General features: G+C 74.1%; 12 protein-coding genes. 9 read left to right on the forward strand and 3 right to left on the reverse strand.

Annotation, left to right across the window (positions count from 1 at the left end):
• The first annotated feature begins 31 nt into the window (after positions 1-31).
• From ACIRPK_RS01300 to ACIRPK_RS01315, 4 genes are all read left to right on the forward strand, one after another.
• Positions 32-1,891, forward strand: a complete 1,860-nt coding sequence (locus ACIRPK_RS01300) for an HSP90 family protein (RefSeq protein WP_403031231.1) — start codon at positions 32-34, stop codon at positions 1,889-1,891.
• On the forward strand, positions 1,891-4,788 hold the full coding sequence (locus ACIRPK_RS01305; protein ID WP_403031234.1) for a hypothetical protein: 2,898 nt from the start codon (positions 1,891-1,893) through the stop codon (positions 4,786-4,788). Before ACIRPK_RS01300 ends, ACIRPK_RS01305 begins: the two co-directional genes overlap by 1 nt.
• 175 nt (positions 4,789-4,963) lie before the next feature.
• A complete protein-coding gene (locus ACIRPK_RS01310; RefSeq protein WP_403031236.1) occupies positions 4,964-5,548 on the forward strand; it encodes a hypothetical protein in 585 nt (194 codons plus the stop codon).
• A complete protein-coding gene (locus ACIRPK_RS01315) occupies positions 5,545-6,120 on the forward strand; it encodes a copper resistance protein CopC (RefSeq protein WP_403031239.1) in 576 nt (191 codons plus the stop codon). Before ACIRPK_RS01310 ends, ACIRPK_RS01315 begins: the two co-directional genes overlap by 4 nt.
• 139 nt (positions 6,121-6,259) lie before the next feature.
• Here the strand turns inward: ACIRPK_RS01315 and ACIRPK_RS01320 are convergent, their stop codons facing one another.
• The 3 genes from ACIRPK_RS01320 to ACIRPK_RS01330 form a co-directional block, all read right to left on the reverse strand.
• Positions 6,260-6,616, reverse strand: a complete 357-nt coding sequence (locus tag ACIRPK_RS01320; RefSeq protein ID WP_403031241.1) for an ABC transporter permease — start codon at positions 6,614-6,616, stop codon at positions 6,260-6,262.
• 221 nt (positions 6,617-6,837) lie between these two features.
• Positions 6,838-7,290: a calmodulin-binding protein gene (locus ACIRPK_RS01325; RefSeq protein ID WP_403031243.1), complete on the reverse strand. Its 453-nt coding sequence runs from the start codon at positions 7,288-7,290 to the stop codon at positions 6,838-6,840.
• 383 nt (positions 7,291-7,673) lie between these two features.
• The gene (locus ACIRPK_RS01330; RefSeq protein WP_403031245.1) at positions 7,674-8,054 is read right to left on the reverse strand and encodes a winged helix-turn-helix transcriptional regulator; all 381 of its coding nucleotides are present in this window, start codon (positions 8,052-8,054) and stop codon (positions 7,674-7,676) included.
• 110 nt (positions 8,055-8,164) lie between these two features.
• Between ACIRPK_RS01330 and ACIRPK_RS01335 the strand changes: the two genes are divergently transcribed.
• The 5 genes from ACIRPK_RS01335 (at position 8,165) to ACIRPK_RS01355 (ending at position 16,049) form a co-directional block, all read left to right on the forward strand.
• A complete protein-coding gene (locus tag ACIRPK_RS01335) occupies positions 8,165-8,803 on the forward strand; it encodes an NAD(P)-dependent oxidoreductase (protein ID WP_403031248.1) in 639 nt (212 codons plus the stop codon).
• 62 nt (positions 8,804-8,865) lie between these two features.
• Entirely contained in the window at positions 8,866-9,699 is an 834-nt protein-coding gene (locus ACIRPK_RS01340) for a sulfurtransferase (protein ID WP_403031251.1), read from the forward strand.
• A 163-nt stretch (positions 9,700-9,862) separates the two neighbouring features.
• Entirely contained in the window at positions 9,863-11,881 is a 2,019-nt protein-coding gene (locus tag ACIRPK_RS01345) for a glycosyl hydrolase family 28-related protein (RefSeq protein WP_403031254.1), read from the forward strand.
• 66 nt (positions 11,882-11,947) lie between these two features.
• Entirely contained in the window at positions 11,948-12,973 is a 1,026-nt protein-coding gene (locus ACIRPK_RS01350) for a LacI family DNA-binding transcriptional regulator (RefSeq protein WP_403031257.1), read from the forward strand.
• Between the two features lie 160 nt (positions 12,974-13,133).
• Positions 13,134-16,049, forward strand: coding sequence for a polysaccharide lyase family 8 super-sandwich domain-containing protein (locus ACIRPK_RS01355; protein ID WP_403031259.1), 2,916 nt, complete (start codon positions 13,134-13,136; stop codon positions 16,047-16,049).
• Positions 16,050-16,075: the final 26 nt, after the last annotated feature.

A 16,075-nucleotide genomic window follows, 5' to 3' on the forward strand; every position in this document is an offset into this window, starting at 1 on the left:
CCAGCCCAGCCGACCGAAAGAGCCAGCACCGGTGTCCCCTTCCGAAAGCCCCACGGCCGCTCACACCTTCCAGGTGGACCTGCGCGGCCTGGTGGACCTGCTCTCGCACCACCTCTACTCCAGCCCCCGGGTCTACCTGCGCGAGCTGCTGCAGAACGCGGTGGACGCGATCTCCGCCCGCCAGGCGCTCGACCCCGCCTCCCCCGCCACCATCACCGTGGTGGCCGACGGCAGTCTCTCGGTCACCGACACCGGGGTCGGCCTGACCGAAGCCGACGTGCACACCTTCCTGGCCACCATCGGCCGCAGCTCCAAGCGGGACGCCGACGGTCGGCTGGACGGGGCCGGGCTGGCCTCCGTCCGCGGGGACTTCATCGGCCAGTTCGGGATCGGCCTGCTGGCCTGCTTCGTGGTGGCCGACGAGATCACCGTGCTGACCCGCTCCGCCGCCGCCCCGGACGCCCCGGTGATCGAGTGGCGCGGCAGCTCGGACGGCCGGTACACCATCACCACCCTGCCCTCCTCGGCCAAGCCGGAGCCGGGCACCACCGTCACGCTGGTCCCGCGCGCGGACACCGCCGAGTGGACCGCATCCGGCAAGGTGCTCGAACTCGCCCGCCACTACGGCAGCCTGCTGCGCCGTCAGGTCACCGTGATCGACGGCCGGGGCACCGCCACCGTGGTCAACGTCGCCGCGCCGTGGGCCGACCGGCACGGCTCCCCGCCGGCCCGCCGGGACGCGCTGACCGCGTACTGCCGCGCCACCTTCGACTTCACCCCGCTGGACACCATCGAGCTCGACCTGCCGCTGGTCGGCCTGCGCGGCGTGGCGTACGTGCTGCCGGACGCCGTGCCGCCGTCCCGCCGGGCCGGCCACCGGGTGCACCTCAAGGGCATGCTGGTCTCCGACCAGGCGGACGAACTGCTGCCGGACTGGGCCTTCTTCGTCCGCTGCGTGGTGGACGCCGACAGCCTGCGGCCGACCGCCTCCCGCGAGGGCCTGTACGCCGACGAGACGCTGGCCGCCGTCCGGGACGCGCTCGGTGCCCGGATCCGGGACTGGCTGACCGGCCTGTCCGCCAGTGACCCCGCGCTGCTGCACCGCTTCATCAGCGTCCACCACCTGGCCGTCAAGTCGCTGGCCAGGCACGACGACGAGCTGCTCCGGATGCTGCTGCCCTGGCTCCCGTTCGAGACCACCGACGGCAACGTCACGCTGGACGAGTTCGCCCGCTCCCACCCGGTGATCCTGGTGGCCCGCACGGTCGAGGAGTTCCGCCAGGTCGCCCCGATCGCCGGTGCGGCCGGGCTCGGCGTGGTCAACGGCGGCTACACCTACGACCGCGACCTGGTGCACCGGCTGCCGGAGATCCGGCCCGGCAGCTCGGTGGCCGACCTGGACCCGGGCACGGTGACCGCGCACCTGGACACCGTCGCCCCGGAGGCCGAACTGGCCGCCGCCGCCTTCCTGGCGATCGCCCGCGAGGTGGTCGGCCGGTTCGACTGCGACGTCGCGCTGCGCAGCTTCCACCCGGCCAGCGCCCCGGCCCTGCTGCTGGACAACCGGGAGGCCAGGCACGAGCGCACCCGGGCCCAACTGGCCGACGACGCCGACGGGTTGTGGGCGGACATCCTCGGCTCACTGCGGGCCGAGGTGCCCCGCGCCCAGCTGGTGCTGAACCACCTCAACCCGCTGGTCCGGCGGGCCGCCTCGATCGGCCACCGGGACCTGGTGGTGACCGCAGTCGAGGCACTGTACGGGCAGGCCGTGCTGCTCACCCGCCGCCCGCTGCGCGCCAGCGAGAGCGCGCTGCTCAACCGGTCGTTCATCAGCCTGCTCGACCACGCCATGCTCGGCCACGAGTCGGCCGAGCCGCAGAAGGAGTCGTAATGCCGGACACCCAGGATGCCGTGCTGGAGGCCCTGCGGGCCAACGACGCCCAGCCGTACGGGCGGCCCCGCACCGTCACCGCCGAGGAACTCGTGGCGGCGGCCGAGCAGTTCGACGACGCCCCGCTGCTGGTCGCCGCGCTGCTCGACCTGATGGAGGCGTACGAGTACGACGGCGAGCAGCGCAAGTCGCCGGTGGTCTTCGCCCGGATCCTGCAGCTCTGGGACAAGAACCCGGCGGACTTCGACGAGTGGGCCACCCGGCAGGTCTTCTGGCGCTTCAAGTGGGTGGCCGCCGCCCTGCTGAGCGTCCCCGACGTGCCGTTGGCGGCCGTCCGGCGCTGGCACACCGAGCTGCGCGACCGCTACCTGACCGCCGGGCACGAGCTCCAGCCGTACTACGCCCAGCGGTTCCACCTCGCGGCGCACCTCGGGGAGGACCGCCCGGAGGACTTCGAGCTGTGGGCCGGGCGCGGCCGGACCGCGTTCAGCGACTGCCCGGCCTGCGAGATCCGGGCCCAGGCGCGGCACCACGTGCGCCGCGGGGACGACGCCCGGGCGCTGGAGGTCTGGCAGCCGGTCTTCGACGGCCGCCGCAGCTGCGCCGAGGAGCCGTACACCAGTCACGCGCACGCGCTGCTGCCACTGCTGCGTCAGGGCCGCACCGAGGAGGCGGTCTCCGGCCACCTGGTCGGCTACCGGTTCGCCCGGGGGAAGTCCAGCACCGCCGAACAGATCGGCCTGCACCTGGAGTTCTGCGCGCTCTCCGGCAACGAGGCGCGCGGCCTGGAGATCCTGGCGGAGAACCGCGACCTGTTCGCCGGCCACGGCGACCCGCTGGCCCGGCTGGAGTTCCTGACCGGGGTCGAGCTGCTGACGGCCGGGCTGGCCGAGCGCGGCCATCCGGAGCTCCCGGTCAGCGGCCCGCCCGGGACGAACTGGACGGTGGCCACTCTGCTGGCCCAGGTCCGTTCCGAGGCAACGGAGTTGGCCGGCCGCTTCGACGCCCGCAACGGCACCGGCGCGGTCGGCGCCCGGCGGCGGGAGCGGCTGGCCCGGCGCCCGCTGCTCGCCGAGCCGCTGGCCCTCGGCGTCCGGGCCGCCGCCGTGCGGGCCCCGGAGCGGGCCGTCCCGGCCGACCGGCCGGCGGCCGAGCCGATCCCCGAGGACCTCCGCGGCCTGGTGCTGCGGGCCCGGGCGCTGCGCCGCACCGGGCACCCCGACTGCGACCTGCTGTGGCGCCGGGTAGGTGAGCTGATCACCGCCGACGGCTACCTGCACGTCGAGGACCCCGAGGTCGGCAGCCCGGACCGGCTGGCGGCCGAGGTGGCGATGCAGCGCGCCTTCGACGCCTCCGAGGTGGACGACCTGGCACTGGCGGAGGCCGAGATCACCACCGCCCAGGCCCGGTTCGCGGCGGCCGGGCTGGCCGCCGCGGTGCTGGCCACCCGGGCCCGGCTGCTGGTGCTGCGTCTGAGCGAGGACGACTGGTCGGCCGACTGGGCCGCACTGGATGCGGTGCTCGCCGACAGCGAGGCGCTGCGCGCCGCCGACCCGACCGCCCCGGCCGAGGACCACCTGACCGTCCTGCAGTGCCACGCGCTGGCCGCACACCGGGAGTTGACCACCGCTCAGGCCGAACCCGGCCCGGAGCTCACCGGCCGGTTCGACACCGCCGTGGCCCGCTACCGGCGGGAGAGCACCGAGCACGGCAACCTCCGCCGGGTGGCGACCTCGCACCAGTACGCCGGCGACGCGCAGGCCCGGCAGGGGCTGACCGACGCCGCCGGGACCGAGCTGCGGCAGGCCCTCGCGCTGATCGAGGAGGCCGAACTCCCGTGGCTGGCACCGCGGATGCTGGTCCAGCTGGCCCAGTTGGACTTCCTCCGCGGCGAGCCGGCCGAGGGCGTCCCGCTGCTGCACCGGGCGCTCGCCGAGGCGGTCCGCTGGGGCGAGACCTCCTTCCCGTTCGGGCCGACGTACGCGCTGCTCGGGCATGCCTGCAAGCACCTCGGGGACACCGGCGGCGCCGTCCGGGCGCTCTCCGAGGCCGCCGCCAGGTTCGACCGGGCCGAGGACGGCGCCGAGGCCGCCCAGGTCCGGCTCCAGCTGGCCGAGGCGCTCCGGGAGAGCGGCCGGGTGCCGGACGCGGTCGCCGTGCTGGAGTCGGTACTGCTCGCGCCGGACGCGGCCGAGCTGGACGAGCGGCTGCGGGCGCAGGTGCGACTCGACCTGGCCCGTGGGCTGTTCGGGCTGGGCGAGTACCGCGCGTCGGCCGAGGAGTACCTCGGCCTGGCCGACGCGGTGGTCGGCTGGGAGGACCAGGACACCCACACCATGGTCGCCGCCGAGGCGACCGTCGCGCTGGCCGAGGGCGGCCTCTGGGAGGCGGCCGGCACCGCGCTGGAGCGCACCCTCGCCTCGCACCGGGAGGCGCCCCGGACCGAACAGGTGCTGGCCGTGCTGCGCGAGTTCGCCCGGCTCACGGTGGCGGCCGAGGGCCTGGCCGGGCTGCCCGCCGCGCTGGCGCGGCTGGCCGAGGCCGAGCGGGTCCGCGAGCAGGCCGGTGCGGCCGGCGAGGAACTGCCGTACTGGCAGCTGGACGCCGCCCTGCACTACGAGCGGGCCCGGGTGAACGCGATGGCCGACCAGGGCGAACCGGCGCTGGCCGCGGCCCAGCTGGCGATCGCCGGCTACCGGGCGGGCGGCGTCGACGGTGAGGCACCGGGCGCCGAGGCGGTCCGGCTGGCCGCGCTGGTCGAGGGGCGCGCACTCGGCCGTACGGACGCCGCGCTGGCCCGGCTGGCCGACGGCATCCAGCGCTGCAAGCGGGCCGGACTGACCGAGCAGGCCCAGGAGTTGACGGCCCTTCGGGACCGGCTCGGCCAGGGTTCCTGACCCCCCGTCGCGGTGGCACCGAAGGTCCGTACCCCTCCGGGTACGGACCTTCGGCCTGTCAATGGCGGGTCCGACGGACCTTTGCGCACTCTGGAAGAAGTTTCCGGTGGACCGACCTGGGCAGTCTGGTGCCCCGACGCGGGAGCATCCCTCGCACCGCTCCACCGGAGGTCCCATGACCGAGCTGCTCAGACCCGCCGTCCCCGCCCGCACCGGAGGACTTCTGGACCGGTTGAACGGGCCGCACCACCGCGCCTCGCTCAACGTCTTCCTGTTCATCGTGATCGCCCACTGGGCCGAACACCTCACCCAGGCGTACCAGATCTGGGTGCTCGACTGGCCGGTGCCCAAGTCCAAGGGCATGCTCGGGCTGGCCTACCCCTGGCTGGTCACCTCCGAGTGGATGCACTACGGCTACGCCCTGATCATGCTGATCGGCCTGTTCACCCTCCGCCGGGGCTTCGTCGGCCGGGCCAAGGGGTGGTGGACGGCGGCGCTGGTGATCCAGTTCTGGCACCACATCGAGCACCTGCTGCTGTTCGTCCAGGCGCAGAGCGGGCACTTCCTGTTCGGGAGGCCGGTGGCCACCAGCGTGCTGCAACTGGTCTTCCCCCGAGTCGAGTTGCACCTGTTCTACAACACCGTGGTGTTCCTGCCGATGGTGATCGCGATGTACCTGCACCTGCGGCCGAACGCCGCCGAGGCCGCCGAGTCCAGCTGCAGCTGCCATCCCGCCGAGCGCGAGCCGGTCGCCGCGTGACGGTGGTTCCGGGGGGCCCGCACCGGTCCGGCGGACCGGTGCGGGCCTTCCAGTTCCGGATGGCGGCCGGCCTCGGAACGCTCCTCCTGGTGCTGCTCACGCTGGCCTGGGTGAGCTCGGCGGAGCCGGTCCGGCTCACCGCCGCCAGCCCCGGCGACGGCACGGCGGTCCAGGTGGCGCCGGGTGAGGTCGCCCTGACCTTCGGCGGTGACCGGGGCATCGAGTCGGTCTTCCTCCGGGTGGCCGCCGAGGGCGGCCCCGAGGTCAACCGGGGCCCGGCCCGGGTGGACGGCCGCCGGGTGGTGGCCCCGGTCCGGATCACCGGCCCCGGCAGCTACCTGACCACCTACCGCCTCACCCTGACCGGCGGCGGCGAGGTGTCCGGCGTGACCGCCTTCAGCGTCGGGCCGCCCGACAGCGCCCCGCTCGCCCAGAGCGAGTCCACCCCGGGCCACGACCACGGCTTCGAGGGCCCGTTGAACGTGGCGCTGCTCGCCCTGGACGCCGTGCTGGTGGTCGGCTCGCTGCTGCTGGTGCTCCGCCGCCCCCGCCGCCGGATCCCCGGGCGCTGACCGTCCGGGCAGGGCGCGCGTCACTGACCGCGCGCCCCGCCCGGGCTCCACCGAGCCGGGTGCTACTCCGTGTGCAGCACCTTCGCGATCGTCACCCGCCCCGCCGACCGGGCCGGGAGGTACGCGCCGAGCACCGCGATCACCACTCCCGCCAGGCCCAGCAGCGCGAGTTCCGGCAGGTGCCAGACCTCCTCCATCGCGGCCGGGAAGTCCACCGCCCGACGTTGTCCACCAGCACCCGGTGCGCGACCATCCCGAGCGGGATGCCGACCAGTCCGGCCAGCAGGCCGAGCACCGCCATCGAGGTCACGAACATCACCGTGACCTGACGCGGCGTCATCCCGATCGACTTGAGCATGCCCAGGTCGCGGCGGCGCTCCCGGGTGTTCAGCAGCACGGTGTTGAACACCCCCAGCGCGGCCACCACGGTGAGCAGCACGGTGAAGACCGAGGAGAAGCCCACCACCGTGTCGGCGGCCAGGTTCCCGTCGTCCACCACCCCGGGGTAGCGCCCGGGTTCGGCCGCCCGGACCGCGTCGACGTACGCCTGGACGTACGCCCCGGGCTTCAGCCGGACGTCGTAGTACGCCGCGCTCGCCGCCGCCTGGTCGCCCCGGGCGACCGACAGCCGGAGGGCCGGTGAGCGACCGGGGGTCCGCTCACCGACCCCGGCGGGTCGTCCTGGCGGAGCGCTCGCGCACCGCCGGGACGCGGGCCTTACGGCGCGGTGATCTCACGGGTCAGCTTGGACTGCCACGGGCACCAGGTCGAGCCGGGCAGCAGCGCGCCGCCGACCTCGCTCAGGTGGTTGTTGACGTACGAGATGCTGGCGTCACAGACCTCCACCGCCATGCCGAAGAACGACACCGAGTTCGGGGCGAGCTGGTACTTCCACGGCGTGTTGTAGAAGGCCGGGGTCTTGACGACCTTCCCCATCACGCCCACGGTCTCGGTCTCCACGCCGCTCAGGATGTTCCGGGCCTGCTGGATCTTCGCGGAGTCGGTGAGCTTGAAGACGAAGGTGTCCGTGCCGTCGGTGAACTCGAAGTACGCCGAGGCGGCCGTGGTGCCGGCACCCGTGTTCTGCACCGCCTGGGCGGGCTGCGCGAGCGTCAGCGCGAACATCGAAACGGCCGCGATGCTGGCGAACTTGGTGATGGTACGTCGCATTACTGAGACCTCCGGTATCGGTCGGGCCGCGGTCACGGCCCGTCTGCAACGAACCGTAAGCAGCCGGAGAGCGAATTTGTCGGGAGTCCGCGAGGAGTGCCCGGGAGGACACTTCGTGACCGCCCCATCGGGACGGATCCCCGTCCCCGACGGCCCGTCAGATGTACCACTGACCTGGTAAAACCCACCTGGTGAGCACCGATTCGGCACCCCGGAAGAATGCCCGCAAGGGCACCCCGACCATCGTTCCGCCTGCCCGATCGGGCCGATTCCCGCTGCGCACCGCCGGGCCCGACGCGCGCTCAGCCGGAGGTTTCCGGAGGTCAGCGCACCGAACACTCCGCTGACGAACTCCAAACGTGTTGTTCGTGACCCGACCAGGTTCACCCCGCTTCGGAGAGCGCCCCGGTGGCCGCCTCGCGGGCGTCGAGCAGTTCGTCCCAGTGCGCCCGGGTCCACGCGCAGGCGACGTCCATCGGACCCAGCAGGCTGCGCCCGACCGGCGTCAGCTCGTACTCCACCCAGCGCAGTTGGCCGGGCCGCTCGGTCCGGACGACCAACCCGTCGCGCTCCAGCACCCGCAGCGAACTGGTCAGCACCTTGGCGGTGATCCCGCGCAGCGGCACCCGCAGCTCGGAGAACCGCCGCGGACCGTCCTCCAGACAGCGGATGATCATGCCACCCCATTTGTCGCCGAACCGGATCGGCGACAGATCGGACGGGCAGACCGGGTCGAACATCTCTGGGTCAAGTGGCTCTCGCACGGGCCGAGCCTACGGCCTGCCCCCGCCTGGTACCCCGGAGGTAACCAGGCTCCGGGCTAGCGTTCCCGACGGGTCGCCGACCGGGCGGCCCCGGACGGAAGGACTCCCCCATGAGCAGCATCATCGTCTTCGGCGCGGCCGGCCGGGCCGGGCGCGCGATCACCGCCGAGGCGCGCCTGCGGGGTCACCGGGTCACCGCCGTGGTCCGCGACCCCGCTGCCCACCCGTCGGCGGCCGCCGACGGCGCCCTGACCGCCGGGGACGTGACCGACCCGGCCGTGGTGGCCCGGTTGGCCGCCGGTCACGACGCGGCGGTGGTCGCGGCGTACGCCCCGGTGCCCGACTTCTTCGCCACCGCTTCGGCCGCCCTGATCGAGGGGCTCACCCTGGCCGGGGTGCCCCGGCTGCTCTCGGTCGGCCTGGCCTCGGTCCTCCCGACCGCCTCGGGCGTCCTGCTGATGGACGCTCCCGGCTACCCGCAGGAGTACCGCGAGTTCTACCTCGCGCACGCCACCGGCACCGAGGTGCTGCGCACCGCGCCCGACCCGCTGGACTGGCTGGTGCTCAGCCCCTCCGGCGACTTCGACCACCAGGGCGGCCGGACCGGCGGCTACGTCTTCGCCCCGGCCGCTGCCGGGGACCGGATCTCCTATCCCGACCTGGCGGTGGCGGTGCTGGACGAGATCGACCGGCCGGCCCACCACCGGACCCACCTCGGCGTCCGGAGCGCTGGCCTCGCCGGGGGATGATCCACAATCGGGAGGTGCGGCGTCCACCGGCTGACGTCGCGTCGATCCCGAAGGAGTACGTGATGAGTCCGCTGGCCCTGCCCGGCCCCCTGGTCGACGTCCACTGGCTGGCCGAACGACTGGACCACCCGGACCTGGTGGTGCTGGACGCCGGAGTGGGCGCCCACCGGGGCGAGCCGCTGCCGATCGCCGGAGCCCGGGTCCTCGACCTGGACGGTGCGCTCTCCGACCACACCGACCCCCGCCCGCACACCATGCCGGACGCCGCGCACTTCACCGCCGAGGTCCGCGCGCTCGGGGTCGACACCCGCAGCACCGTGGTGGTCTACGACGGCGCGGGCGTCTACTCCAGCGCCCGGGCCTGGTGGATGTTCCGGGCGATGGGCTTCGACCGGGTCGCCGTGCTGGACGGCGGCCTGCCCGCCTGGACGGCCGCCGGACTGCCACGGGCCGCCGCCGGCTCGGCCCCGGTGACGGCCGGCGACTTCACCGCCGCACCCCGGCCCGGGCTGATCGTCGACAGCGCCACCGTGCTGGCCGCACTCGCCGACGGGACCTCGGCGGTGCTCGACGCCCGGACCGCCGAACGGTTCGCGGGCAGCGCCCCGGAGCCCCGGGAAGGGCTGCGCGGCGGGCACATGCCCGGCGCGGTCAACCTGCCGTTCGGCGAGCTCCAGCGGGCCGGGCGGATGCTGCCGCCCGCCGAACTGCGCTCCCGCTTCCACGAGTTGGTCGGCGATCGGGAGCGGCTGCTGTTCAGCTGCGGCTCCGGCGTCACGGCCTGCGTGCTGACCCTCGGGGCCGAGCTGGCGGGCTACCGCGACCTCGCGGTGTACGACGGCTCGTGGAGCGAGTGGGGCCTGCCCTCCGAGCTGCCGGTGGTCACGGCGGAGTAGCCCACTCCGCAAATCTCCGACTCAGCTACGCATATTTCCATCACTCACTTGCAAGAACCTTGTGGTGAACGGTGCGAGGGCTTTACTGTCGCCTCACCCTCCTGGCGTCCGCGCCGCCCGGAGCGCTCCCGGCGCGCAACCTCCCACCAGAGACAGGCACCTGATGTCACGGAACATCACCAGAACAGTCGCCTCGCTGACCGCCGCCGTCATCGGCCTGAGCCCCGTGCTGGGCGGCACGGCGTTCGCCACCCCCGGTCCGGCCGCCGCGCCGGTGCTGACCAGGGCCGGTCTCGATCCGGCGCTGGTCAGCGGGCGCGGCGCCCGGGTCGACTTCGCCGAGCAGGAGGCGGAGCACGCCGTCACCGACGGCACCGTGCTGGGCCCGGACCGGACCGCGTACACCCTCCCGGCCGAGGCCTCCGGCCGACAGGCGGTCAGGCTGACGCCCGGTCAGTACGTGGAGTTCACCCTGCCGAGCGCGGCGAACGCGATCACCGTCCGCTACAGCATCCCGGACGCGCCGAACGGCGGCGGCATCACCGCCCCGCTGGACGTCACGGTGAACGGCCGCGACCGCCGGGCCATGACGCTGACCTCGCAGTACTCCTGGCTGTACAACCAGTACCCGTTCTCCAACGACCCGAACGCCGGTCTGCTGCACCCGGACTGGTGGATCACCGAGTGCTCCTGCGTCCCCGCCGCGACCACGCCGGCCCCGACCGTCGCCACGCCGTTCCGCCCGAACCACTTCTACGACGAGCAGCGTCTGCTGCTCGGCAAGCAGTACCGGGCCGGCGACAAGGTCCGGCTCACCGTACCGGCCGGGAGCGCCGCCGCCTGGACCGTGATCGACCTGCTGGACTCCCAGCTGGTCGCCGCCCCCAAGGTCGAACTCGCTGCCGCCAACGTGCTGTTGTTCGGTGCCGACCCGACCGGTCGGCGGGACTCGGCCGACGCGATCGACCGGGCGATCGCCTTCGCCCGCCGGGTCGGCCTCAAGGTCTACCTGCCGCCGGGCAGCTACCAGGTGAACCGGCACATCCTGGTCGACGACGTGACGATCGTCGGCGCGGGCAGTTGGTACACCGTGGTGAAGGGCCGTCAGACCGACCTGGCCGCTCCGGCACCCGACGGCTCGGTGCACACCGGCGTCGGCTTCTACGGCAAGGACGCCTCGGCCGGGGGCAGCCACGACGTCCACCTGGCCGACTTCGCGGTCGAGGGCGACGTCCGCGAGCGGATCGACACCGACCAGGTGAACGCGATCGGCGGCGCGCTGAGCGACTCGACGGTCTCCGGCCTGTACCTGCACCACACCAAGGTCGGCCTCTGGTTCGACGGCCCGATGACCAACCTCAGGGTCACCGGGAACGTGATCGCCGACCAGATCGCCGACGGCCTCAACTTCCACACCGGCGTGACCGATTCACTGGTCGCGGACAACTTCGTCCGGAACACCGGCGACGACGGCCTGGCCATGTGGTCGGAGCGGACCGGCAACGCGCGCAACACCTTCGACCACAACACCGTGCAGTCCCCCGTGCTGGCCAACGGCATCGCGCTGTACGGCGGCACCGACAACACCGTCTCGAACAACCTGGTCGCCGACCCGGTCCGGGAGGGCAGCGCGATCCAGGTCGGCTCCCGGTTCGGCGCCGAGCCGTTCACCGGGCACCTCTGGATCACCGACAACACCACGGTCCGCTCCGGCACTTACGAGCTGAACTGGAAGATCGGCCTCGGCGCGCTCTGGTTCTACGCGCTGGAGCGGGACATCGCCGCCGACACCCGGGTGACCGGCAACGCCTTCCTCGACAACACCTACAACGCGCTGATGCTGGTCGCCGACTGGCCGGTGAAGGACCAGTACTCCATCACCAACCTGCACTTCAAGGACCTCAGGATCGACGGCACCGGCACCTCCGTGCTGAGCGCCCGGGCAGCCGGATCGGCGACCTTCGAGAACGTGGACGCCCGCAACGTCGGCGCGGTCGGGGTGAACAACTGCGGCACCTTCCACTTCACCCCGGCGGGCTCCGAGTTCGCCCTCGCCGATCTGGGCGGCAACGACGGCGGCGGCACCACCGGCGCCTGGCTGGCGCCCTGGGAGCTGCCCAACACGATCACCTGCGACGACCGCCCGCCGGTGGTCGCACCCCCGGCGCCGTCCGCCTGGTGAACGGGTAGCCTGGCGGCCCGGACCGCCCGGTCCGGGCCGCTGCTGGACTGCTGAACGGGGTCGGACGTGGGCGTGACACTGGGCGACGTGGCCCGGGCGGCGGGGGTGTCGCTGGCCACCGCCTCCCGGGCGCTGAACGGTTCGGCCCGGACGGTCCGCCCGGAGCTGGCGGAGCGGGTCCGGGCCTGCGCGGCCGACCTCGGCTATCTGCCGAACGCCCCCGCGCAGGCGCTGGCCCGTTCCACCACCGCCACCGTCGGGGTGCTGCTGCACGACATCGCGGACCCCTACTTCGCCGCCCTGGCCCGGGGCGCCTGCGATGCGGCGGTGGCTGCCGGGCTGCTGCCGCTGGTGGTCAACACCGACGGCGATCCGGCCACCGAACTGCGCGGCGTCCGGCTGCTGCACTCCCAACGGGTCCGCGCCGTCATCCTGGCCGGGTCGGGCTGGACCGACCCGACGGCCGCCGCCCGGCTGGACGCGGCCCTGGCCGAGTACCGGGCCACCGGCGGCTCGGTGGCGGCCGTCACCGACCACGGCCCCGGGTACCACACCGTCCGCCCGGCCAACCGGTCCGGCGCGGCCGAGCTGACCCGGGCCCTGCTCGCGCTCGGGCACCGGGAGTTCGCCGTGATCGGCGGACCGGCCCGGCTCCTGGTGCCCGGCGAGCGGCTCGCCGGGGTCCGGGACGCGCTGGCCGAGGCGGGGGTGGCACTGCCCGAACAGGCGGTGCTGAACGCCGAGTTCAGCCGCGAGGGCGGCCGCCGGGCGATGGCGGAGCTGCTGGACGGTCCGCTTCCCGGCGGCGCCCGGCCGACCGCGGTGCTCGCCCTCTCGGACGTCTGCGGGGTGGGCGCGCTGGCCGAGCTGCGGGCCCGGGGGGTCCGGGTGCCGGAGCAGGTCTCGGTGGCCGGGTTCGACGACATCCCGCTGGCGGAGGACCTGAGCCGGCCGCTGAGCACCGTCCGGCTGCCGCTGGCCCGGCTGGGCGCCGAGGCGGTCCGGCTGGCGCTCGGGCCGGCCGAGCCGCGGACCGTCGAGCTGCCGGTCGAGGTGGTCCTGCGCGGGACCACCGGCCCGCCCCGGCGCTGACGGCCCAGTGCTGTCCGGACCGTTGACTCCTCGCCTGGAAAGCGCTTACCGTCGTGCCGCCCGGAGCGGAGCGGCTCCGACCGGGCTCCGCCGCGCCCACCCCCACGGCGCCCAGCGGCCAGTTCGCCGTGCCCGGACCCCGGTCCGGCCAGGAGGCCCCATGAACGCCGTGCCGTCCAGCCCACTGCTCTCCCGCCGCCGCATCCTCCAACTCGCCATCGGCTCGGTGGCGCTGGGCTCCGCCCTGCTCACCGCCGGCCCGGCCGGGGCCGCCGCCGACGCGTACGACACGCTCCGGCTGCGCTGGCGCGACCTGCTCACCGGTACCGGCTTCGACCCCGCCATCGACCCGTACGCGACCACCCTGCGCGCCCTCGGCGACCGGGCCCGGGCGCAGTACGGCACGATGACCCCCACCGCCGGATCACTCTGGCCCGACCTGCCGCTCGGCACCAACTCCGCCAACATCACCGGCAGTTACGTACGGCTGCGCACCATGGCCCTGGCCTGGGCCCAACCCGGCACCGGGCTGACCGCCGACCCGGCCCTGGGCACCGCGATCGTCACCGGCCTGGACCACCTGCACGCGAACGCCTACACCCCGACCGCCACCGCCTACGGGAACTGGTGGGACTGGCAGATCGGTACGCCCCAGGCCCTGCTGGACGTCTGCGTCCTGGTCCGCGACCGCCTGACCACCGATCGGCTCACCGGCTACCTGACCGCCGTCGACCACGCCGTCCCCGGCTCCCGGCTGACCTCCTACTCCGGCACCAGCACCGGCGCCAACCGGGTCGACCTGTGCCGGGTGATCGCCCTGTCCGGCGTGCTCGGCCGCAGCTCCGCCAAGCTCGCCGCCGCCTCCACCGCGCTCTCCCCGGTCTTCCCGTACGTGCTCAGCGGCGACGGCCTGTACGCCGACGGCTCGTTCGTCCAGCACACCTGGGTGCCGTACACCGGCTCGTACGGCGAGGTGCTGATCGGCGGCCTGAGCAAGCTGTTCGCCCTGCTGGCCGGTTCGGCCTGGCAGGTCTCCGACCCGCAGCGGCAGAACGTCTTCGACGCCGTCGGCAACGCCTGGTCGCCGTTCCTCTACAACGGCCTGGTGATGGACTCGGTCGGCGGACGCTCCGTCAGCCGGGGCCGCCAGGCGGGCGACCTGCTCCAGCTCCAGCAGGACGACCACACCCGGGGTCACACCATCCTCGGCCACCTGCTCCGGCTGGCCGACTCCGGTGCCGCCCCGGCCGCCCAGTCGGCCGGCTGGCGGGCCGCCGTGAAGGGCTGGATCACCCGCGACCGCTACCGCCCCTACCTCTCCAACGCCTATCTGGACGTCCCCGAACTCGCCCGGGCCCAGGCCCTGCTGGCCGACGCCTTGGTGACCGCCACCGCCGAACCGGCCGGTGCCCGGGTGTTCGCGATGGACCGCGCGGTGGTCCGCCGGGCCGGCTGGGCCGCCTCGCTGAGCCTCTGCTCGGCCCGCACCACCTTCTACGAGACCGGCAACGGCGAGCACCTGCGGGGCTGGCACACCAACAGCGGCCTGCTCTCCTGGTGGGGCGCCGACTACGGCAACGGCCAGTACTCCGACGCCTTCTGGCCCACCGTCGACCCGTACCGCCTGCCGGGCACCACCGTCTCGACCAAGCCGCTGGCCGACGCGGCGGGCGGCGCCTGGGGCGCGGCCCGCCCGGACAACGTCTGGGCCGGCGGCGCCACCGACGGCACCTACGCGGCCGTCGGCCAGGACGTGCGGGGGCTGTCCGCCACCCTGAGCGGCCGGAAGTCGTGGTTCCTGCTCGACGATTCGGTGCTCTGCCTGGGCGCCGGGATCAGCTGCGCCGACGGCGTCCCGGTGGAGACCGTGGTGGAGAACCGCAACCTCGGCCCCACCGGGACGCACGCCCTGACCGTGGACGGCACCGTCCAGCCCGCCACCCTCGGCTGGTCGCAGCAGTTCACCGGCGCCCGGTCGGCCGCGATCGCCGGCTTCGGCGGGTACGTCCTCCCGGCGGACAGCACCCTGCACGTCAAGCGGGAGGCGCGGACCGGCAGTTGGCACGACATCAACACCGGCGGGACCACCGAGCAGCTGACCCGGCGGTACCTGACCCTCTGGTTCGACCACGGCACCGACCCGTCCGGCGCCGGGTACGAGTACCTGCTGATGCCGGGGGCCGACGCGGCTGCGGCCGCCGCCCGGGCCGCCGCGCCCACCACCATCGTGCTCGCCAACTCGGCTTCGGTGCAGGCCGTTTCGGACTCCGTATCCGGTCTGACCGCCGCCAACTTCTTCGCCGCCGGGACGGCCGGGCCGATCACCGCCTCGGCGCCCTGCTCGGTCCTGGTCCGGGAGGCCGGCGGGGTGCTCACCGTCACCGTCGCCGACCCGTCCCGGCTGACCGCCACCGTGACCGTCACCCTCGCCCGGGTCGGCTGGACCTCGGCCGACCCCTCCCCCGGCGTCAACGTCCTCTCCCTGGACGGCGCGGTCACCCTGCTGGTGGAGACCGGCGGCACCCAGGGCGCGAGCCGCACCGTCACCCTCCGGCGGACCGGCAGCGCCCCGGCCGCCACCGCGACCGTCCTCGCGCCGGTCCGGGACGCCTACGTCCGGGACGGCTCGTACGGGGACACCCCGTACGGCACCGCCACCGTCCTGACCGTCAAGAACACCAACTCCACTGCCAGCGGCTTCAGTCGGCGTGCCCTGCTGACCTTCGACACCTCCGCCGTCCCGGGCACCGTCCGCCGCGCCGTCCTCTGGCTGCACGGCGCCGTCGCCGACTCCGGCGGCACCCGGACCACCGTCCAGGCCTTCACCACCCCCGCCACCCCCTGGGCCGAACCCACCCTCACCTGGAACAACGCCCCGACCCCGGGCACCCCCCTCGGCACCGGCCCGCTCTCCACCACCCCCGACTGGGTCGCCCTCGACGTCACCCCCGCCCTCACCGGGCCCGTCACCACCCTCACCGTCTGGGAACCACTCGGCACCGCCGGCCTCGCCGTCAACCTCGACAGCCGGGAGGCCCCGGCCCGGCAGCCCTTCCTGGAGGTCATCAGCTCCTGAGCACGCGTCCGGCGGCGGCGCGGGCG

This window comes from Kitasatospora sp. NPDC101801, from assembly GCF_044766665.1.
Classification (GTDB): domain Bacteria; phylum Actinomycetota; class Actinomycetes; order Streptomycetales; family Streptomycetaceae; genus Kitasatospora.